Consider the following 20,373-nt stretch of genomic DNA (forward strand, 5'->3'; position numbering starts at 1 on the left):
GCCTGTCAGAGCGGCAGGCCGGCCTTAATCCGGTACTGGTTGCGCACCGGGTTGGCGTATTGCAGCACCAGGTAGGCTTGCTCCTCGGCGCTGCAGGCGGCCAGGCGCTTGTGCCATTCGGCCTCGGCCTTGGCCAGTTCGTCGGCGGCGAACAGTTCGCGGGCGGCGGGCACGGCCAGCTCCGGGTCGCGCTGTGCCCACATGGCATAGGCCAGGTAGTGCACCGGGAACAGGCGGTACTGGCCGAGAATCTGCCGGTCCAGTTCCTGGGCCAGCTGCTTGGTGTCGTCCAGACCTGCGACCGGCTCGCCGAAGTGCAGGTGGACGCGACCCTTGTAGCCGGTGATGCCGAGGGCGATGCTGGCGTCGTCCTCGCCGGGCGCCTTGGTGTAGCTGCCGGTGGCGGCGCGCACGCTCAGCTCGCGGGCCTTGGCCAGGTCGCAGGGGTCGTACTCGTAGCTGATCGACACCGGGATCAGGTTGAGCGAGTCGATCACCGCGGCGAACGGCTCGTCCTTGCGGCTCATGTGGAACATCTTGAGGATCGCCGAATCGGTGCGGTCGTCGCCGTCCTTGGCGCGGCCTTCGGCCTGGGCGATCCAGATCGACTCGCCGTCCTCGCGGATCGAGTGGTTGATATAGGCCGAGAGCAGCTGATAGGCCGCCAGCTTCTCGCGCCGGCCGCTGATCGAGCGGTGCACGATGAAGCTCTTGTTCAGGCGCATCAGGTCGCCGACGAAGGGCTTCTGCAGCAGGTTGTCGCCGATGGCGATGCGCGGCGTCTGCAGGCCGGCGTGGTACACCGCGTAGTTGACGAATGCCGGGTCCATGACGATGTCGCGGTGGTTGGCCAGGTACAGGTAGGCCTTGCCCGGTTGCAGGTGCTCGAGGCCGGAGTAGGTGATGCCGTCGCTGGCGCGTTCGATGCTGCGGTCGACGTAGGGCTCGATCTTTTCCTGCAGCTTGGCCACCGAGTCGATGCCGGCGAACTCGCTGCGCAGGCGCGCGGCGATCAGCGGCTTGAGCAGCCAGCCGAGCGGCCCGGCCAGGCGCGGGAAGCGAAAGCGGGTGAGGGTGCCGAGAAAGGCCGGGTCGGCGAGCAGGCGCGCCAGTACGGGGCGCACTTCTGCGTCGGCATAGGGTCGGATGGCATCGAATGCGCCCATCATGCTCTCTTGTTGTAGAACGGCTATGGTTGAAATGAGGTGCTGAACGAAAAACGCCTGGCGAGCAGGCCAGCAATAGACCGGCGATTATACCGCCAAGTCACAAGGAGGCCGCGATGCTGGAAACCGAGGCCTATTTCTGCCCCTACTGCGGCGAGCCGGCCGAAGCCGTGCTCGATCTGTCGGCGGGCGATCAGTCCTATATCGAGGATTGCCCGGTGTGCTGCCGACCGATCCTGTTCGAGCTGCGCACCGACGGCGTCGACTGGCAACTGGAGGTTCGCGGGGAGAACGACTGATGCAACGAATCTACGAGCCGGAGAATCTGCTGGAGGGCGAGATGCTGCTGGGCATGCTGGCCAGCGAGGGTATCGAGGCGCATCTGCTTGGCCAGCATCTGGTCGGTGCGGTGGGCGAGTTGCCGGTCTGTGGGCTGCTCGGTCTGCTGGTGGCCGACCATGATGCCGAGCGGGCACGCGCGCTGATCGGGGCGTACAATGCCGCGCAACCCCTGCCCGGTGACGAGCCGGAATCCTTCCAGGGCGTGCTGCTGTGCTGACGCGCCCCTGCCTACCTGTCGAGTTGCCGCATGTGTGGACGCTACGCCCTGTTTCGCTGGTCGCCGGCCCTGGCGGCCTTGCCCGGTTTTCCCACCGATCAGCAGCCGCACTGGAATATCGCGCCGAACGGCCAGGTGCTGCTGTTGCGTGCCGGCGCCGCCGGGACTGAAGCCGCCGCGGCGCGCTGGGGCTTGACCCCGGCCTGGCTCAAGGACCTGTCGAAAACCCCCGCGCATGCCCGCGCCGAGACCCTGGCCGAGCAACCGATGTTCCGCGAACCCCTACGCCTGCGCCGCGGCCTGCTGCCGGCCAATGGCTTCTACGAATGGCGCGGCGCAGCGCGCAAGCGCCCGTACTGGATGACCAACGCCGATTCGCTGCTGTATTTCGCCGCGCTGTGGGAGGTCTACCCGGTCGGCGGGCACGAGTACCTGAGCGTGGCGCTGATCACCCAGGCAGCCGCCTCGCAGCGCCGCCCGCTGATTCTCGACGAGCAGGAGCGGGCCCTGTGGCTGAGCGGCGAGACCGGGCTGGAGCAACTGCAGGCGCTGCTGGCCAGGCCCCAGGGCGGTCTGCGCGAGCGCGCCCTGGCCACCCTGGTCAACGACCCCAAGCTGGACGCGCCGGAGTGCCTGACCCCGGCGTGAGGCCGAGCAACGCGTAGGGTGCGCATGGCGCACCCTACAAGCCGCTTACACCCTGAACTGGTTGATCAGCCGGCGCTGCTGCTCGGCCAGCTTGGTCAGCCCGGCGCTGGCCTGGCTGGCCTCGTCGGCGCCACCGGCCACCTCGTTGGCCACCTGGCCGATATTGGTGACGTTGCGGTTGATGTCCTCGGCCACTGCGCTCTGCTGCTCGGCTGCGCTGGCGATCTGGGTGTTCATGTCGTTGATCACCGAGACCGCCTGGGTGATGGCCTCCAGCGAGTCGGCCGCCTGGTTGGCGTGCGCCACGCTGTCGTCGGTCTTGACCTGGCTCTGCTCCATCACCTTGACCACCTCGCGGGTGCCGTGCTGCAGCTGCTGGATCATGCTCTGGATCTCTTCGGTGGCCTGCTGGGTCTTCTGCGCCAGGTTGCGCACCTCGTCGGCGACCACGGCGAAACCGCGGCCCTGTTCGCCGGCCCGCGCCGCCTCGATGGCGGCGTTGAGCGCCAGCAGGTTGGTCTGCTCGGCGATGCCGCGGATCGCCACCAGGATCGCGTTGATGTTCTCGCTGTCCTTGGCCAGGCTCTGCACCACGCCGACGGCGCGGCCGATTTCGCTGGCCAGCGCGGCGATGGCGCTCGAGGTGCTCTGCACCACCTGCTTGCCCTGGTTGGCGGCGCGGTCGGCGTGGTTGGCGGCCTCGGCGGCGTGGGTGGCGTTGCGCGCCACGTCCTGCGCGGTGGCGGTCATCTGGTGTACGGCGGTGGCCACCAGCTCGATCTCGGCCAGCTGCTTCTGCACCCCCTGGTTGGTGCGGATGGCGATGTCGGCGGTGTGCTCGGACGAGTCGCTGACTTGCTGCACCGAGCTCACCACGTCGCCGATCATCGCCTGCAGCTTGCTCAGGAAGGCGTTGAAACCCTGGGCGATCTGCCCCAGTTCGTCGCTGCGCTCGACCCGCAGGCGCACGGTCAGGTCGCCGTCGCCCTTGGCGATGTCGTCGAGCATGCCGACCATCTGCTTGAGCGGGCGGGCGATACCGTAGCCGACGAACCAGATCACCAGCAGGCCGAGGGCGGCGATCAGCAGGCCGACCAGGCTCATGCCCAGGGTATCGGCTTCGCGCTGCGCGGCCAGTTCGCCCTGCAGCTGGCGCAGGTCGGCCATCACGGTGTCCAGCGGCAGCACCAGCATCAGCACCCAGCGGGTATCGGCCTGGCCGATGGTGAAGCTGAGAAACAGCTCGATATGGCTGTCGGCGGGATCGTCCTCGACGTGGATGTCGTACTTCGGCTGGCCCGGCTGCAGGCCGCTCAGGTTGCTCAGTTCGTTGGCGTCGAGCAGTGCGGTGGCCGGTTCGCCGAGCTTGTCCGGGGCCTTGGTCGAGGCCACCAGGCGGCCGTTGCCGGCGATCAGCGCCATCTCGCCGGCGCCGTCGTAGAGCTGGGCGTCGGCCTGGGTCAGCAGGTCCTGGATGAAATTGACCGCCAGGTCGGCGCCGGCGATGCCGCGGAATTCGCCGTCCACCAGGATCGGCGAGGTGAAGGAGGCGAGCATGGTCATCTTGCCGCCGACGTCGTAGGGCGCCGGGTCGATCACGCAGGGGCGCTTGCGTTCCTTGGGACACAGGTAGTACTCGCCCTCGCGCACCCCGGTGGGCAGCAGTTTCTCGCTTTCCATCGAGCCGATGGCGTCGAGACCCAGGCTGCCGTCGGCGTTGCGATACCACCAGGGCAGGAAGCGGCCGCTGCCGTCGTAGCCGTTCTCGCGGCTGCCGGCGTAGAGGTCGTCGCTGGCGTCGAAGGCGTTCGCCTCCCAGCCGATGTAGCTGCCCAGCAGCTTGGGGTTCTGCGCCGTGGTCTCGCGCACCAGGTTGGCCAGTTCCTCGCGGCTGACGGCCAGCAGCGGGGCGCCGTTGGCATCGCTCATGCCGAGCAGGGCGTTGACCCGGGCCAGGTCGGCGGTGATCTGCAGCGGCACCTCCAGCTCGCGCTGGATTTCGCTGACCTGGGCGCGCGCCAGTGCCGCCAGGCGCTGTTCGATGACCTGTTCGAGCAGCGCCTGGGTCCGTTGCTCCACCAGCGCCTGGGTGCGAGCGCTGGCGAACAGGGCATAGAGCACCAGGGCCACGACCACGGCCAGCACGATGGCGCCGGCGAGGAAGGCGACGGAAAACTGGATCGACTTGAACTTCATATTGGCTCCGGGGCGCGATGTGGCCTGTAAGAGCCTGTTCAAAGGCTGCTGCGCGTCGGCACTGCTGCATTAAAAACAGGCTCGGACAGTGACTTGTCACTGAAACTCCGCAGGACGGCCCGCAGGGCGAGCGCAGCGAGTAATGCTCATGTACAAAAGTACACTCCGCTTTCTCGCCTGTTTGATTCGCTGGCGCTCACCCTTCGGGCCAGCCTTTGGCTGTTACTCCCGTTGGTCGTTGCGCCTTGCATTGCTCTAGCTCGCGAGCCTTTGAACAAGCTCTAAAGCGGCTATCGGCAGCGTCGGCGGAAAACCTTAGCGGGCTGTCGTGGATAAGCTCTCGGACGGCGTTTTGGCGGTTTCATCGCTTAGCAAAGATGGCCCGCGGCCATCGTGCAAGTGGCGTGGTTGCTCGCGCCGAGGCGGCGGCCTAGCATAGGTCGGTCGATAAAGGAGATCGTTCGATGAACAAGGTTCTTACCCTGGGTGGCCTGGCGGCGGCGCTGCTGCTGGCCGGCTGTCAGGCCGTCAACACCACCAGCGGCGGTGCGGTGGGCGTGGAGCGCAAGCAGTACATGTTCAGCATGCTGTCGGCCGACCAGGTCAACCAGATGTATGCGCAGTCCTACCAGCAGACCCTGAGCGAGGCGTCGAGCCAGGGCGTGCTGGACAAGAGCAGCGCCAATGCCAAGCGCCTGCAGGCCGTCGCCAACCGGCTGATCCCGCAGGCGCCGCGTTTCCGCCCGGATGCGGCCAACTGGCAGTGGGAGGTCAACCTGATCAAGAGCCCGGAGCTCAACGCCAACTGCGGCCCCGGCGGCAAGATCATCTTCTACAGCGGCATCATCGAGAAGCTCAAGCTGAGCGACGACGAGATCGCCGCGATCATGGGCCACGAGATGGCTCACGCCCTGCGCGAGCACAGTCGCGAGGCGATGTCCAAGGCCTATGGCATCGAGATGGCCAAGCAGGGGGCCGGCGCCCTGCTCGGTCTCGGTGAGGGCGGCCTGGCCCTGGCCGACACCGTGGTGCAGTACAGCCTGACCCTGCCCAACAGCCGCGGCAACGAGAACGAGGCGGATCTGATCGGCCTGGAGCTGGCCGCGCGCGCCGGCTACGACCCCAATGCGGCGGTCAGCCTGTGGCAGAAGATGGCGGCCGCCGGCGGCGGGGCGCCGCCGGAGTTCATGAGCACCCACCCGTCCTCCAGCAGCCGTATCGCCTCGCTGCAGGCGGCGATTCCCAAGGTGATGCCGCTGTACGAGCAGGCCAAGGCCGGGCGCTGAGTCCGGCCTCGGGATGGACCGGCGGCGCGTCCTGAGGGCTCAGGGCGCGCCGTTGGCGTTTCAGGGCAGGGCTTTTTCGGCGAAGGGGCGGGTTTCCAGATTGAGCTGGGCGCGGAAGCTTTCCATGTCGAACATGGTGCAGATTTCCTGGATCTCGTTGCCCGGGGTCAGGGTCCAGAAGGCCATGGCCGAGATGCTCAGCACCTTGTCGCTGGGCGGGTAGCCCAGCGCGGGTTTCTCGATGGTGCCGATCAGGGTGCTCCAGGTGACCACCTTGTAGCCTTCGGCGATGCATTCCTCGACCACCACCTGCAGGTCCGGCATGGCGTGGCGGATGTCCTGCACCATCTGGGCGAAGCCGGCGCTGCTCAGCGGGCGGCCGATAAACGAACTCTTGTAGAGAAAGTCGCGGCTGTGCAGTTGCTCGGCCAGCGCCAGACGGCCCTTGTTCCAGGTCAGGTCGATGTGCTGGCACACCACCTTCTTCCGATCATCCAATGACATGACGCCCTCCGGACTGCCGACTCAAGTTGCGTGACGTGTCGCGCACTTTAGCAGCAGGCAGGAGGGGGCTGGAATTGGCCGATGTGCCAGCTAGATGGCGTCAGCGATGCGTCATGCCAGGCCGCTCAACTGCAGCGCCTGGTAGCCGGCGTACAGCGCCAGGGCGGCGAAGGCGCAGGCGGCCAGGCGACGGATCAGGGTCAGCGGCAGGCGCTCGGCGGCGAAGTTGCCGGCCAGCACCACCGGCACGTTGGCGATCAGCATGCCCAGGGTGGTGCCGAGCACCACCAGCACGAAGTGCGGGTACTGCGCCGCCAGCATCACCGTGGCGACCTGGGTCTTGTCGCCCATCTCGGCGATGAAGAAGGCGATCAGGGTGGTGAGGAAGGGACCGTACTTCTTCAACCCGGATTCCTCGTCCTCGTCCAGCTTGTCGGGGATCAGCGTCCAGGCGGCCACGGCGACGAAACTGGCGGCGAGTATCCAGCTCAGGGTGGCGGGCGAGAACAGGCCGGCGACCCAGTTGCCGACGGCGCCGGCGGCGAAGTGGTTGGCCAGGGTGGCGACCACTATGCCCCAGATGATCGGCCAGGGCCGGCGAAAGCGCGCGGCCAGGAGCAAGGCGAGCAGTTGCGTCTTGTCGCCGATTTCGGCGAGGGCGACGATCAGGGTGGGGACGAACAGGGATTCCAGCATGGGGTTTTCCTAAAGGGGCGGGTCGACACGGCTATGACACGTACGACCTTCCCGCCCCGGGTAAGGTGTGCGTGTCATAGGTCTTGTCAAACCGCAGGCCCCTCTGGGAGGCCTTGGGTCGCGCGCGCCATGCTCTGCGGAGCAAGTGTGTTGACGCGTGCCGGGCGAGCTGGGCGCTCGCGGGAGACTACTCCCCTAGGACCGGCGCATTGTGCCCAAGCGTTTCGCCCAGAGCAACCCCGCTCAACGCCGCCGGGCGGCGTAGATGCGAAAGCCGTCGGCCTCGGCCAGGGTGCGGCAGGGGCCGAGGTGGCGCTCGATCAGCGGTGGGTACTTGAGGAAGCTGTTGGCCACCAGGCGCAGTTCGCCGCCGATGTTCAGGTGGGCGGCGGCCTGGGTCAGCAGGTTCTCGCTGGCCTGGTAATGGGTGTGCACGCCCTGGTGAAAGGGCGGGTTGCTGACGATGGCGGCCAGCCCTTGTGGCGCCGACTCGATGCCCGTGCCGGCGATCAGCTCGGCATCCAGGCTGTTGCGGGCCAGGGTCAGGCGGCTGCTGGCCAGGGCGAAGGCGTCCACGTCCAGCAGGCTCAGCTGGCTGGCCGGGTAGCGGCGCTTGAGCGCGGCGCCGAGCACGCCCGCGCCGCAGCCGAAGTCCAGCAGATGGCCGTGCGGCAGGTCGTCGAGGTGCTCCAGCAGCAGGGCGCTGCCGCGATCCAGGCGGCCGTGGGCGAACACCCCGGGCAGACTCACCACCTGCAGCGGGCCGTCGGCCAGTGGCAGGCTGTAGACCTGGGCCAGGGCGTCGAGTTCGGGCTGCGCGGGCGCCTGCTCGACCTGCACGCACCACAGCTGGCAATGGCGCGCGTTGTCCAGCTTGCGCGGCGTGCCATAGGCCGCCAGCTGCTTGGCCGCACGCTCGATGCCGCCGCGCTTCTCGCCGACCAGGTACAGCGGGCGACCATTCAGGCGCGCGGCCAGGGCCTGCAGCAGGTAATCGGCGAGTTCGCGCGACTTGGGCAGAAATAGCACGGCGGCGCAGTAGTCGCCCTCCGGCATCAGGGTGTCGAACTGACTGCGCCCGGCAAAGCGTGCCTGCAGCAGTGCCTGGTCGCCGGCGTGCCAGCTCCAGCCGCGCGCCTGGGGCAGGGCGCCGAGCAGGTCGTCGGCCGGCAGACCGGCCAGCAGTAGCTCGCCGCCGAACAGCTCGGCCTGACGCAGGAGAACTTCGCTTCGCGGGTCCATCGGGGGCTCCTGAAAAAGCTGCGCAGCTTAGCCGACCAGCCGCCGCGGCGCACCGGCGAAGAAGGCCGCGGCGTTCTCCGCCACCTGGCCGACGATGCGCTGGCGCGCCTCGCGACTGCCCCAGGCGTTGTGCGGCGTGACGATCAGGCGCGGGATGTCGGCGGCCAGCAGCGGGTTGCCGTCCTTCGGCGGCTCCTGTAGTAGCACGTCGGTGGCGGCGCCGCCCAGGTGGCCGCGCCGCAGCGCGTCGGCCAGGGCCTGTTCGTCGACCAGGCCGCCGCGCGCGGTGTTGATCAGAAACGCCTGCGGCTTCATCAGCGCCAGCTCGGCGGCGCCGATCAGGTTGCGGGTCTGCTCGTTGAGCGGGCAGTGCAGGGTCAGGGCGTCCACCTGCGGCAGCAGTTCGTGCAGGGCGATGCGATCCTCGCGCGGCGGGCGGCCCGGCAACTGGCCGAGCAGCACGCGCATGCCGAAGGCTTCGGCCAGGCGCGCCACCGCGCCGCCCAATTCGCCGTGGCCGAGCAGGCCGAGGGTCTTGCCCTCCAGCTCGACTATGGGGTGGTCGAGCAGGCAGAACTGGCTGGCCTGCTGCCAGCGCCCGGCGGCGACGTCGCGCTGGTAGTCGGGCAGACGGGTGGCCAGGGCCAGTAGCAGCATCAGGCAGTGCTGCGCCACCGACGGCGTGCCGTAGCCCTGGCAGTTGCTCACCACCACGCCATGGGCGCGGGCGGCGGCCAGGTCGACGTTGTTGGTGCCGGTGGCGGTGACCAGCACCAGCTTGAGCTCGGGGCAGGCGGCGAAGGTGGCGGCGGTCAGCGGTACCTTGTTGCTGATCGCTACCTGGGCGCCCTGCAGGCGTTCGGCGACCTGCTCGGGGGCGGTCTGCGGGTGCAGGGTCAGTGCGGCGAAGGCCTGCTGCAGCGGCTGCAGGTTGAGGTCGCCGAGGTCGAGGGAGGCGTGGTCGAGGAAGACGGCGCGGGCGCTGTTGCTCATCAGCTGTACCTTTTCGCAGAGGGGGCGCAGGAGTAGATTGGCGAGCCTACCAGACCTCGCCTGCCGCTGCGGAGCCACCATGTACTGGACCGAGTTTCTCACCGTCGCCCTGATTCACCTGCTGGCCGTGGCCAGCCCGGGGCCGGACTTCGCCATCGTGGTGCGCGAGAGCGTGGCCCATGGTCGTCGCGCCGGGCTGTTCAGCGCCTTCGGCGTGGGCACCGGGATCCTCGTGCACGTCACCTACTCGCTGCTCGGCATCGGCCTGATCGTGTCGCAGTCGATCGTCCTGTTCAACGCGCTGAAATGGCTGGCGGCGGCCTACCTGCTGTATGTCGGCATCAAGGCGCTGCGCGCGCGCCCGGCCGATCCGGCCAGTGCCGAGCTGAGCCTGGCGGCGGGCGAGCGCAGCGCTCGCGGCGCCTTCGTCAGCGGCTTCGTCACCAACGGTCTGAACCCCAAGGCGACGCTGTTCTTCCTGTCGCTGTTCACCGTGGTGATCGACCCGCACACGCCGCTGCCGGTGCAGGCCGGCTACGGCCTCTACCTGGCGCTGGCCACCGCGCTGTGGTTCTGCATGGTCGCCTGGCTGTTCAGCCAGCAGCGGGTGCGCGCCGGCTTCGCCCGCATGGGCCACTGGTTCGATCGGCTGATGGGCGCGGTGCTGGTGGCCATCGGCGTGAAGCTGGCGCTGAGCGAGATGCGCTGAACGCAAGAGCCCCGCAACTGCGGGGCTCTGTCGTGATGGGCGGGCTTACAGCAGTTCGATGGCCACCGCGGTGGCCTCGCCGCCGCCGATGCACAGTGAGGCGACGCCGCGCTTGCCGCCTTTCTTCTGCAGGGCGTTGATCAGGGTGAGGATGATCCGCGAGCCGGTGGAACCGACCGGGTGACCCTGGGCGCAGGCGCCGCCGAAGACATTGACCTTGGCGTGATCCAGGCCGTGTTCGCGCATGGCCAGCATGGTCACCATGGCGAAGGCCTCGTTGATCTCGAACAGGTCGATTTCGTCCTTGTTCCAGCCGGTCTTCTTCAGCAGATTGCTCATCGCACCGATCGGCGCCAGGGTGAACTCGCTCGGCTCCTGGCTCTGGGTGGCGTGGGCGACGATCCTGGCCAGCGGCTTGAGGCCGCACCTGGCCGCTTCTTCGGCGGTCATCAGCAGCAGGGCGCTGGCGCCGTCGGAGATCGAGCTGGCGTTGGCCGCGGTGATGCTGCCGTCCTTGCGGAAGGCGGGCTTGAGCGCGGGGATCTTGTCCAGGTTGGCGGTCAGCGGCTGCTCGTCGTCCTTGACCAGCACCTCGCCCTTGCGGGTGGCGACGGTGATCGGCACGATCTCGGCGTCCAGCGAACCGTCCTTGATGGCGGCCTGGGCGCGCTTGAGCGACTCGATGGCGTAGGCGTCCATCTCTTCGCGGCTAATGCCGTACTTATCGGCGGTTTCCTGAGCGAAGGAGCCCATCAGGCGGCCGCTGCGGGCGTCTTCCAGGCCGTCGAGGAACATGTGGTCCTTGATCTCGCCGTGGCCCATGCGCAGGCCGGTGCGCGCCTTTTCCAGCACGTAGGGGGCGTTGGACATGCTTTCCATGCCGCCGGCGATCATCACCTGGTTGCTGCCGGCCTTGAGCGCGTCGAAGGCCTGCATCACCGCCTTCATGCCCGAACCGCACAGCTTGTTGATGGTGGTGCAGCCGGTGGCGGCGGGCAGCCCGGCGTTGAGCGCGGCCTGGCGCGCCGGGCCCTGCTTGAGGCCGGCGGGCAGCACGCAGCCCATGATCACTTCCTGCACCTCGGCCGGGGCGATACCGGCGCGGCTGACCGCCTCGCGAATGGCGGCGGCGCCCAGGTCGACGGCGGACACGCTGGCCAGGCTGCCCTGGAAGCCGCCCATGGGGGTGCGGGCGCCGCTGACGATGACGATGTCGGACATAGCTGTTACCTCGAACGAAAGTTGGGCTTGGCGCAGCCTGTTTCGCGACCGGCTGCATGGCTGGATTCTAACCTGTGACCGAAAGTGGCCAAAGGGTCACGCGGCAAATCATTCTTTGGGCTGATTTCGCCCCGCCGGCGCCGCTCTAGAGTCGCAGCATCCCTTCCTTGTGCGCCTTCAGGTGACTCCATGTTGCAGACCCGTCTGATCCCTTCCGCCGCCAATGCCCACGCCTACCCGCTGCTGATCAAGCGCCTGCTGCTGTCTGGCAGCCGCTACGAGAAGACCCGCGAAATCGTCTACCGCGACCAGCTGCGCTACAGCTACGCCACCTTCAACGAGCGCGTCGCGCGCCTGGCCAACGTGCTGAGCGCGGCAGGGGTCAAGGCCGGCGACACCGTGGCGGTGATGGACTGGGACAGCCACCGCTATCTCGAGTGCATGTTCGCCATCCCCATGCTCGGCGCGGTGCTGCATACCATCAACATCCGCCTGTCGCCGGAGCAGATCCTCTACACCATGAACCATGCCGAGGATCGCTTCGTGTTGGTCAACAGCGAGTTCGTGCCGCTGTACAACGGCATCGCCGGCCAGCTGACCACGGTGGAAAAGACCCTGCTGCTGACCGATGGCGAGGACAAGACCGCGGCGCTGCCGAACCTGGTCGGCGAGTACGAGACCCTGCTGGCCGCCGCCAGCCCGCAGTACGACTTCGCCGATTTCGACGAGAACTCGGTGGCCACCACCTTCTATACCACCGGCACCACCGGCAACCCCAAGGGCGTGTACTTCACCCATCGCCAACTGGTGCTGCACACCCTGTCGATGGCTGCCACCATGGGTTCGCTGGACAGCATTCGCCTGCTCGGCAACGACGACGTCTACATGCCGATCACCCCGATGTTCCACGTGCACGCCTGGGGCGTGCCCTACGTGGCCACCATGCTCGGGGTCAAGCAGGTCTACCCGGGTCGTTACGAGCCGGAGATGCTGTGCCGGCTGATCAAGGAGGAGCAGGTCAATTTCTCCCACTGCGTACCGACCATCCTGCAGATGTTGCTCAATGCACCCAATGCCCAGGGCCATGACTTCGGCGGGATGAAGATGATCATCGGCGGCAGCGCGCTGAACCGTTCGCTGTACGAGGCGGCCAAGGCGCGCGGCATCCAGCTGACCGCGGCCTATGGCATGTCCGAGACCTGCCCGCTGATTTCCTGTGCCTACCTCAACGAGGAGCTGCGCGCCGGCAGCGAGGACGAGCGCACCGCCTACCGGATCAAGGCCGGCATTCCGGTGCCGCTGGTGGAGGCGGCGATCATGGATGCCGAGGGCAGGCTGCTGCCCAGCGACGGCGAGGCGCAGGGCGAGCTGGTGCTGCGCGCGCCCTGGCTGACCCAGGGCTACTTCCGCGAGCCGGAGAAGGGCGAGGAACTCTGGGCGCACGGCTGGCTGCATACCGGCGACGTGGCGACCATCGACGGCATGGGCTTCATCGAGATCCGCGACCGCATCAAGGACGTGATCAAGACCGGCGGCGAGTGGATCTCCTCGCTGGAACTGGAGGACCTGATCAGCCGCCATCCGGCGGTGCGCGAGGTGGCGGTGGTCGGCGTGCCCGATCCGCAGTGGGGCGAGCGGCCGTTCGCCCTGCTGGTGGCGCGTGAAGGCCAGATGCTGGACGCCAAGGGGCTCAAGGAGCACCTCAAGCCTTTCGTCGAGCAGGGCCACATCAACAAGTGGGCGATTCCCACGCAGATCGCTCTTGTTACTGAAATTCCCAAGACCAGCGTCGGCAAGTTGGACAAGAAGCGCATTCGCGTCGATATCGCCCAGTGGCAGGAGGCCGGCAGCGCCTTCCTCTCCACCCTGTGAGTAGCGGTTTGACTGGGCGGCGGAAATGACCGCCCAGTCAAACAAGCGTTTGGCTTGCTAATTGCTGTTTCACGTCCATGCTTGGCTAGTCGCAGGCCTTGAAACCGGCGAGCCAGAGTGCCTGGGGGCTGCAAATCACACTTTCGAGGGATCAAGCAGTAATACCCGCTGGCTATAGTCCAAGCATCCATAACAAAAAATAGATGGAGTAGCGTCGATGACAAAAACAACACCTTACTGGCGCCTGGCGAAACTGCCGCTGGCCGTCAGCCTCGCTTCCACCCTCGCCGCTCCGGCATTCGGCGTCACTTTCAATATCGGCGAGATCGAAGGTCAGTTCGATTCGCAGCTGTCCGTCGGTGCCAGCTGGGCGTTGCGCGGCGCCGACCCGAGCCTGGTAGGGACTCGTAACGGTGGCGAGGCTTCGTCCCAGACCGGCGACGACGGTCGTCTGAACTTCAAGAAGGGCGAGACCTTCTCGAAGATCTTCAAGGGCATCCACGACCTCGAGCTGAAGTACGGCGATACTGGTGTGTTCGTGCGCGGCAAGTACTGGTACGACTTCGAGCTGAAGGATGAGAGCCGCCTGCTCTACGACATCGACGACAGCAACCGCAAGACCGCCGCGCAATCGTCCGGCGTGCAGCTGCTCGACGCCTTCCTCTACCACAATTACGCCATCGGCGACCTGCCGGGCAGCGTGCGCGTCGGCAAGCAGGTGGTGAGCTGGGGCGAGAGCACCTTTATCCAGAACTCGATCAACTCGATCAACCCGGTGGACGTCTCGGCATTCCGTCGTCCCGGCGCCGAGATCAAGGAAGGCCTGATCCCGGTCAACATGTTCTATGTGTCGCAGAGCCTGACCGACAACCTCTCGGCCGAGTTCTTCTATCAGCTCGAGTGGGACCAGACCGTTCTCGACAACTGCGGCACCTTCTTCGCCGTCGATGTGGTGCAAGATGGCTGCGTCGATCGTCTGGCCGTCGATGGCAGCGATTTCGGCGGTCCGGGCAGCCCCGGCTACAAGTACGTGGGGCGCATGGCCGACAAGGACGCGCGCGACAGCGGGCAGTACGGTATCGCACTGCGCTGGTTCGTCGAAGAACTGAACAATACCGAGTTCGGCCTCTACACCATGAACTACCACAGCCGTACGCCGATCCTGTCCTACAAGGCGGGGCAGAGCGTCTACCTGTTCCCCGATTCTGTAGAGAATCCGGCCACCGGCGAGCTGTTCGCTAAGTACGGCCTGGAATACCCGGAAGACATTCGCCTGCATGGCGTGAGCTTCGCCACCAACGTCGGCTCCACCGCGGTGAACGGCGAATTGAGCTATCGGCCGAACATGCCGATGCAGATCAACACCACCGACCTGACCCTGGCCTCCATCGCCCAGGGCCCTATCGCTGGTCTGCTTGGCGTACCGACCAACCTGCCGATCTATACCAGCGGCCATGCGGCGTTCGGCGAGGGCGAGATGCTGACCGGTTATGTGCGCAAGCCCATGACTCAAGCGCAGGTCAGCGTTACCCAGTTTGTCGATCAGGTCGCCGGCGCCGAGCGCCTCACCCTGGTGGGCGAGGTGGGCTATACCCACGTCAGCAACCTGGGCAAGAACGAGCTGCGTTTCGGCCGTGCACCTGAGTTCGGCGCTGGCGCCTACCCCGACAACAGCCTCTGCACCGGTATTGCCAACCCGGCGAATCCGCAGAACTGCGACGACAAGGGTTTCTTCACCAACACCTCCTGGGGTTACCGTCTGCGTGCGGTGCTCGACTACAACAGCGTATTCGCCGGCGTGAACCTCAAGCCCAGCCTGTCCTGGTCGCATGACGTGGACGGCTACGGTCCGACCTTCAACGAAGGCAACAAGGCCATCAGCCTGGGCCTGGATGCCGAATACCAGAACACCTACACCGCCAGCCTGTCCTACACCGACTTCTTCGGTGGTGAGTACAACACCAATATCGACCGCGACTTCGTCGCGCTCAGCTTCGGTTTGAACTTCTAAGCGGCCAGGAATTTCGAGGAATCATGATGCGAATGAAAACAACAAAAACTCTGTGGCAAAGCGGCGTCCTGACCCTGTCCCTGCTGGCCAGCGGTGTGATGGCGGCAGTATCCCCGGACGAAGCGGCCAAGCTGGGCACCAGCCTGACGCCGCTGGGCGCCGAGATGGCCGGCAACGCCGATGGTTCGATTCCGGCCTGGACCGGCGGCCTGCCGGCCAATGCCGGCACCGTCGACGGCAAGGGCTTCCTCTCCGACCCCTTCGCCAGCGAGCAGCCGCTGTTCACCATCACCGCGCAGAACGTCGAGCAGTACAAGGACAAGCTGACTCCCGGCCAGCTGGCCATGTTCAAGCGCTACCCGGACAGCTACAAGATGCCGGTCTATCCGACCCACCGTTCGGCCAGCCTGCCGTCGGCGGTGCTCGAGGCGACCAAGCAGAACGCGGTCAACACCAAGATGGTCGAGGGCGGCAACGGCCTGGAAAACTTCCAGACCGCCAACCCCTTCCCGATCCCGCAGAACGGTCTGGAAGCGATCTGGAACCACATCACCCGCTACCGCGGCGGCAGCGTGCGTCGTCTGGTCACCCAGGCCACGCCGCAGGCCAACGGTTCCTACTCGCTGGTGTACTTCCAGGACGAGTTCACCTTCCGCGATGCGCTGACCGACTTCGACGCCAGCAAGGAAAGCAACGTGCTGTTCTACTTCAAGCAGCGCGTCACCGCCCCGTCGCGTCTGGCCGGTAACGTGCTGCTGGTGCACGAGACCCTCAACCAGGTCAAGGAACCGCGTCTGGCCTGGCTGTACAACGCCGGTCAGCGTCGCGTGCGCCGCGCCCCGCAGGTGTCATACGACGGTCCGGGTACCGCCTCCGACGGCCTGCGTACCTCCGACAACTTCGACATGTACAACGGTGCGCCGGATCGCTACAACTGGCAGCTCAACGGTAAGAAGGAGATCTTTATCCCCTACAACGCCTACAAGCTGGATTCGCCGAGCCTGAAGTACTCCGACATCATCAAGGCCGGCCACATCAACCAGGACCTGACCCGTTACGAGCTGCACCGCGTCTGGCACGTGACCGCGACCCTGAAGGACGGCGAGCGCCACATCTACGCCAAGCGTGACTTCTTCATCGACGAGGACACCTGGCAGGCCGCACTGATCGATCACTACGACGGTCGCGGTACCCTGTGGCGCGTGGCCGAGGCTCATGCTCAGTACTACTACGACAAGCAGGTGCCCTGGTACACCGTCGAGACCCTGTACGACCTGCTGTCCGGTCGTTACCTGGCCCTGGGCATGAAGAACGAGGAGAAACAGGCCTACGACTTCAACTACAAGGCAGCCGGCAGCGACTACACCCCGGCGGCGCTGCGCCAGGCGGGCGTGCGCTAAACCCTCGCGTCCTGCAACACGAAAAAGCCGGCCTTGTGCCGGCTTTTTCGTTGCTGCGCGCCGACTTTCTCGGGCTGGGCACATGGCGCAGCCTGGTCCGCCATTGCCGGCACCGCAGCCAGTTGAGCCCAGGTCTGGCAACCGCAGCTGCTGCGCTTGCCAACCGGCTTTTTCGTTACCGACTGTAGCCGGCGCTTCAAATGGTCAGTGCAAGCCGCTAGGCTGGGGTCAGGTCGCGCCCGCTGCATACATGAGACTTCCAAGAATTGGCCGATGACTGACCTTTCCCGTTCGCCAGGTTTCCCCTACATGCCGGCCACGCCGGTCGAAGCCCGTTTCTACCGGCCGCCGCTACCGGCGGGGCATACGCCCCGCGAGCGCCTGTGCCAGCGTCTGGAGGAGGGGTTGCAGGGCCGTCTGCTGCTGGTCTGTGCGCCGGCCGGGTTCGGCAAGAGTTCCCTGGCCATCGAATTCTGCGAGCGCCTGCCGGCCCATTGGCACAGCCTGTGGCTGGGCCTGAGCGAGCGCGATAGCGATCCCGGGCGTTTTCTCGAACGCCTGCTGCAGGGCCTGCAGCAGTTCTACCCGAGCCTGGGGGAAGAGGCGCTGGGCCTGCTGAAGATGCGTCAGCGCCATCAGCCTTTCGCCTTCGAGCAGTGGCTCGACGGCCTGCTCGACGAGTTGGCCCATGAACTGGACGGCGGTCAGCCGCTGCTGTTGGTGCTGGACGACTATCACCTGGCCCAGGGGCCGGTGCTCGACCGTTGCCTGCAGTTCTTCCTCAATCACCTGCCACCCGGCGTCCTGCTGCTGGTGACCAGTCGCCAGCGGCCGGACTGGCACCTGGCGCGTCTGCGCCTGTCGCGCCAGCTGCTGGAGCTGAGCGAGCAGGATCTGCGCCTGACCGCCGACGAGCTGGACGCCCTGCTGGCCAGCCAGGGCGCCTGCCTGGAACGCCAGCAGGTCGCCGGCATCCTGCAGCGCAGCGAGGGCTGGGTCGCCGGCCTGCGCCTGTGGCTGCTGGCCGGCGAGGACCTGGGCAGCGAGGCGCAGGCCAGGCTCGAGCTGCACGGCGGCGAGGGGCTGATCCGCGACTACCTGCTGGAGGAGGTGATCGAGCGCCAGCCGGCCGAGGTGCAGCAGTTCCTCTATGACACCGCCTGCCTGGAGCGCTTCTGCGCCGAGCTGTGCGACGCGTTGCGCGACAGCCATGACAGCACCGCGATCATTCGCCAGCTGCAGGCCAACCAGGTGTTCCTCGTACCGCTGGACGAGCAGGGGCGCTGGTTTCGCTACCACCATCTGTTTTCCGATCTGCTCAACGCGCGCCCGGCCGAGGGCCTGAGTCGCTCGCGCGGCAGTTCGCACCTGCGCGCCTGTCGCTGGTTCGCCGCCGAGGGCATGCTCGATGCTGCCATCGAGCAGGCGCTGCTGGCCGGCCAGGCCGACGTCGCCGCCAGCCTGGTGCAGAACCTCTCCGAGGAGCAGCTGCTGGCCGAGCAGAACGTTGCCATGCTGCTGCGCTGGAAGACCAACCTGCCGGACGAGCTGCTGGCCAGCACGCCGCGGTTGATCATGCTCTATGGCTGGGCGCTGGCGCTGGCCTGCCAGCTGGATGCGGCACAGGAGCTGCTCGAGCAACTGGGGCGCTTCCTGCCGGCGGCGGATGCGACCAGCCAGTACAGCCTGCTGGCGCAGTGGCAGGCGCTGGACGGGGTGATCGCCCGCGGTCGCGGCGACAGCGGGCGGGCCGAGCGGCAATGCGCCGAGGCGCTGGCCGGCCTGTCCGCGGAGCGCTACGGTCCGCATTTCATGTGCCTGTCCACCCTGGCCAACCTGGCCATGGTGCGCGGCGATCTGTGGCGTGCGCGCGGCCTCAATCGCGAGGCGCTGGAGTTGGCGCAGCGCATCGACAACCCGCTGTTCGAGGCCCTGGCCCATTACGAGCGGGCGCGCGTGCTGCAGGCTCGTGGCGAGGTGTTGCGCGCCCTGGAGGAAGTGCGACAGGGCCTGGCGCGGCTGCAGGGCCTGGTGGCGCAGCGCAGCTATTCGGTGCGCGCGCGACTGACCCTCTACGAAGGCTATCTGCTCAGCCTGCGTCTGCAGCCGCAGGCGGCGCCACGCCTGCGCGCCGGCATCGCCGAAGCGCGCGCCTGCCGCGATGTCGGCGTGCTGATCGGCTACTGCGTGCTGGCCGGCCTGGAAGGGCGCAGCGGCCGGCCGGCCGAGGCCTTCGCCCTGCTCGGCGAGGCTGAGCGGTTGATGCACGTGTGGGACGTGCCGGCGATCTACTACCTGGCGATGATTACCCTGAGCAAATGCGAGCTGTGGCTGCGCCAGGGCCAGGTCGAGCTGGCGGCGGCCTGGCTGCCGCAACTGGGCGAAACCTACGGTGCCCAGGGGCGGGCGGTGGCGCCGGAGTTCCACCCGCAGCTGGCGCTGCATATCGATCTGCAGCAGGCCGCGCTGGAGCGCCTGCAGGGGCAGGCGGAGGCGGCCGAGCGGCGCCTGCGCGCACTGCAGCAGCGTGCCCACGGCCTGGGCGGGCAACTGGTTGGGCTGATGGCGCAGGCGCAACTGACCCAGTTGCTGCGCCAGAACGGGCGCGAGCGCGAGGCGCAGCAGCAGTTCGACGCCTGCCTGGAGGTGGCGCAGGGAGGCGCCTTGCTGCCCTTCGTCGAACTGCTCCAGCACCAGCCGCAGTGGCTGCGCGAGCGCCTGCTCGCACGGCCGGTTTGCCCGCTGCGCGAGGCCCTGCTTGGGCAGTTGCCGACGGGACAGGGCGAGGAGGCGCTGACGGAGGAGGGCGTGCTGACCGAGAAACTCAGCGCCCGCGAGCTGGCGGTGCTGCAGCTGATCGCCGGCGGCTGCTCCAATCAGGAGATCAGCGAGCGCCTGTTCATCTCCCTGCACACGGTCAAGACCCACGCCCGCCACATCAACAGCAAGCTCGGCGTCGGACGCCGCACCCAGGCGGTGGCGCGGGCCAAGGGCCTCGGCTTACTGCGCTGAACCCGGCAGCGACAGATCCAGCGTCGGCGCCTTGAGCGCCGGCGTGGGCGGCTGCGCCAGCTTGGCCTGCACGTCCCGATGGATAATCTGCAGCACCGGCAGCAGCTCGGCCATGTTGCTCTGCACCTGGGGGTAACGATGGTCGCTCGCCAGCCCGTCGATGCGTGTCAGCAACTGCGCCTGCACCTCGGCCGGCAGGTGGACGAACAGCTCCGGCAGTTGCTGGCTCAGTTCGGCGCTGTACAGCAGCAGCTCGTCGCGGCCGAAGGCCTGGGTCAGCTCCAGGTAGTCCAGCGCGCTGCCGGTGAGCATCGCCGCCGCCGCCTTGGTCTCCTGCAGGCCCTGCAGGCGCACCGGGTTGCTCTGCTCGCTCTGCGACAGGGTCATCCAGAACTCGGTGGTGAGGGTGAAGAGGATGGCCTGCTGGCGCAGCGAGTAGCTCATCAGGCCGAGGGCCTCGGCGGCGTAGGGCTGCTGCTTGGCGCGAAAATCGAAGTACAGGCGCATCAGCTCCTTGAGCTGGAACAGCACTTCGCGCGCCTCGTTCTGCCGCAGCTCCAGCGGCGCGTAGATATTCAGCTGCGGACGAAAGTTCTCCGCCGAGACCATGCGCTGGTAGATCGGCCCGGTGAATTCGCCGCTGCGCCGCGGCAGGGCGTTGGCCTGGGTCTTGTCGATCTGCTCCAGGGCCGCGTGCAGCTGCTGGTAGTCGCCGCTGCGCCAGGGCTGGTGGATGTCCGGGATGCGCTGGCCCAGATAGAACAGCTCGGCGGCGCCGGCCGGCGCCTGGCAGACCAGCAAAAGGATGGCCAGCGGCCAGAGCAGGCGACGTGCTAGGGTGGGCGACACGATGAATAT

Annotated in this window: 17 protein-coding genes; 9 read left to right on the top strand and 8 right to left on the bottom strand. The window is 67.0% G+C overall.

Annotation, left to right across the window (positions count from 1 at the left end; genetic code table 11):
- Positions 1-5: 5 nt before the first annotated feature.
- Positions 6-1,169, bottom strand: coding sequence for a 1-acyl-sn-glycerol-3-phosphate acyltransferase (locus AC1G9C_RS04450; RefSeq protein WP_480409553.1), 1,164 nt, complete (start codon positions 1,167-1,169; stop codon positions 6-8).
- Positions 1,170-1,282: 113 nt separating this feature from the next.
- Here AC1G9C_RS04450 and AC1G9C_RS04455 point away from each other — a divergent pair, with 113 nt between their 5' ends.
- From AC1G9C_RS04455 to AC1G9C_RS04465, 3 genes are read left to right on the top strand one after another with little or no spacing between them, the layout of a single operon-like run.
- Positions 1,283-1,465, top strand: a complete 183-nt coding sequence (locus AC1G9C_RS04455) for a CPXCG motif-containing cysteine-rich protein (RefSeq protein ID WP_021446061.1) — start codon at positions 1,283-1,285, stop codon at positions 1,463-1,465.
- Positions 1,465-1,725: a putative signal transducing protein gene (locus tag AC1G9C_RS04460; protein ID WP_397486363.1), complete on the top strand. Its 261-nt coding sequence runs from the start codon at positions 1,465-1,467 to the stop codon at positions 1,723-1,725. The genes AC1G9C_RS04455 and AC1G9C_RS04460 overlap by 1 nt, the downstream gene beginning before the upstream one ends.
- Before the next feature lie 30 nt (positions 1,726-1,755).
- Complete coding sequence (locus tag AC1G9C_RS04465; protein ID WP_122108246.1) at positions 1,756-2,373, top strand: SOS response-associated peptidase; 618 nt, start codon at positions 1,756-1,758, stop codon at positions 2,371-2,373.
- A gap of 45 nt (positions 2,374-2,418) precedes the next feature.
- On the opposite strand, the gene AC1G9C_RS04470 is transcribed toward AC1G9C_RS04465, so the two are convergent.
- Complete coding sequence (locus AC1G9C_RS04470; RefSeq protein ID WP_480409554.1) at positions 2,419-4,569, bottom strand: methyl-accepting chemotaxis protein; 2,151 nt, start codon at positions 4,567-4,569, stop codon at positions 2,419-2,421.
- 464 nt (positions 4,570-5,033) lie between these two features.
- On the opposite strand from AC1G9C_RS04470, the gene AC1G9C_RS04475 reads away from it, so the two are divergent.
- A complete protein-coding gene (locus AC1G9C_RS04475; RefSeq protein WP_122108231.1) occupies positions 5,034-5,855 on the top strand; it encodes a M48 family metallopeptidase in 822 nt (273 codons plus the stop codon).
- A 60-nt stretch (positions 5,856-5,915) separates the two neighbouring features.
- Here AC1G9C_RS04475 and AC1G9C_RS04480 read toward each other — a convergent pair whose 3' ends face one another.
- The 4 genes from AC1G9C_RS04480 to AC1G9C_RS04495 all read right to left on the bottom strand — a co-directional run bounded on the left by AC1G9C_RS04480 (position 5,916) and on the right by AC1G9C_RS04495 (position 9,290).
- Positions 5,916-6,359 carry a ketosteroid isomerase-related protein gene (locus tag AC1G9C_RS04480; RefSeq protein ID WP_021443668.1) on the bottom strand — a complete coding sequence of 148 codons (444 nt, stop codon included), beginning with the start codon at positions 6,357-6,359 and terminating at the stop codon, positions 5,916-5,918.
- Positions 6,360-6,470: 111 nt separating this feature from the next.
- On the bottom strand, positions 6,471-7,052 hold the full coding sequence (locus tag AC1G9C_RS04485) for a TMEM165/GDT1 family protein (protein WP_031303026.1): 582 nt from the start codon (positions 7,050-7,052) through the stop codon (positions 6,471-6,473).
- A 246-nt stretch (positions 7,053-7,298) separates the two neighbouring features.
- Positions 7,299-8,297 (bottom strand): methyltransferase, encoded by a 999-nt coding sequence (locus AC1G9C_RS04490; protein ID WP_480409555.1) that lies wholly within the window; start codon positions 8,295-8,297, stop codon positions 7,299-7,301.
- 27 nt (positions 8,298-8,324) lie between these two features.
- Positions 8,325-9,290: a 2-hydroxyacid dehydrogenase gene (locus AC1G9C_RS04495; protein ID WP_480409556.1), complete on the bottom strand. Its 966-nt coding sequence runs from the start codon at positions 9,288-9,290 to the stop codon at positions 8,325-8,327.
- Positions 9,291-9,369: 79 nt separating this feature from the next.
- On the opposite strand from AC1G9C_RS04495, the gene AC1G9C_RS04500 reads away from it, so the two are divergent.
- A complete protein-coding gene (locus AC1G9C_RS04500; RefSeq protein ID WP_480409557.1) occupies positions 9,370-9,999 on the top strand; it encodes a LysE family translocator in 630 nt (209 codons plus the stop codon).
- A gap of 45 nt (positions 10,000-10,044) precedes the next feature.
- On the opposite strand, the gene AC1G9C_RS04505 is transcribed toward AC1G9C_RS04500, so the two are convergent.
- The gene (locus AC1G9C_RS04505; RefSeq protein WP_480409558.1) at positions 10,045-11,220 is read right to left on the bottom strand and encodes a thiolase family protein; all 1,176 of its coding nucleotides are present in this window, start codon (positions 11,218-11,220) and stop codon (positions 10,045-10,047) included.
- Positions 11,221-11,409: 189 nt separating this feature from the next.
- Between AC1G9C_RS04505 and AC1G9C_RS04510 the strand changes: the two genes are divergently transcribed.
- The 4 genes from AC1G9C_RS04510 (at position 11,410) to AC1G9C_RS04525 (ending at position 19,515) form a co-directional block, all read left to right on the top strand.
- On the top strand, positions 11,410-13,092 hold the full coding sequence (locus AC1G9C_RS04510; RefSeq protein ID WP_480409559.1) for a fatty acid--CoA ligase: 1,683 nt from the start codon (positions 11,410-11,412) through the stop codon (positions 13,090-13,092).
- A 217-nt stretch (positions 13,093-13,309) separates the two neighbouring features.
- Complete coding sequence (locus AC1G9C_RS04515) at positions 13,310-15,103, top strand: DUF1302 domain-containing protein (RefSeq protein WP_480409560.1); 1,794 nt, start codon at positions 13,310-13,312, stop codon at positions 15,101-15,103.
- 32 nt (positions 15,104-15,135) lie between these two features.
- Positions 15,136-16,503, top strand: a complete 1,368-nt coding sequence (locus AC1G9C_RS04520) for a DUF1329 domain-containing protein (RefSeq protein WP_021442595.1) — start codon at positions 15,136-15,138, stop codon at positions 16,501-16,503.
- A gap of 273 nt (positions 16,504-16,776) precedes the next feature.
- Complete coding sequence (locus AC1G9C_RS04525; protein ID WP_480409561.1) at positions 16,777-19,515, top strand: winged helix-turn-helix domain-containing protein; 2,739 nt, start codon at positions 16,777-16,779, stop codon at positions 19,513-19,515.
- On the opposite strand, the gene AC1G9C_RS04530 is transcribed toward AC1G9C_RS04525, so the two are convergent.
- Positions 19,504-20,364 carry a hypothetical protein gene (locus tag AC1G9C_RS04530; protein WP_480409562.1) on the bottom strand — a complete coding sequence of 287 codons (861 nt, stop codon included), beginning with the start codon at positions 20,362-20,364 and terminating at the stop codon, positions 19,504-19,506. The two genes, AC1G9C_RS04525 and AC1G9C_RS04530, sit on opposite strands and share 12 nt — an antisense overlap.
- Between the last annotated feature and the right edge of the window lie 9 nt (positions 20,365-20,373).

The sequence above is a fragment of the Pseudomonas sp. ABa2 genome, from assembly GCF_056676075.1.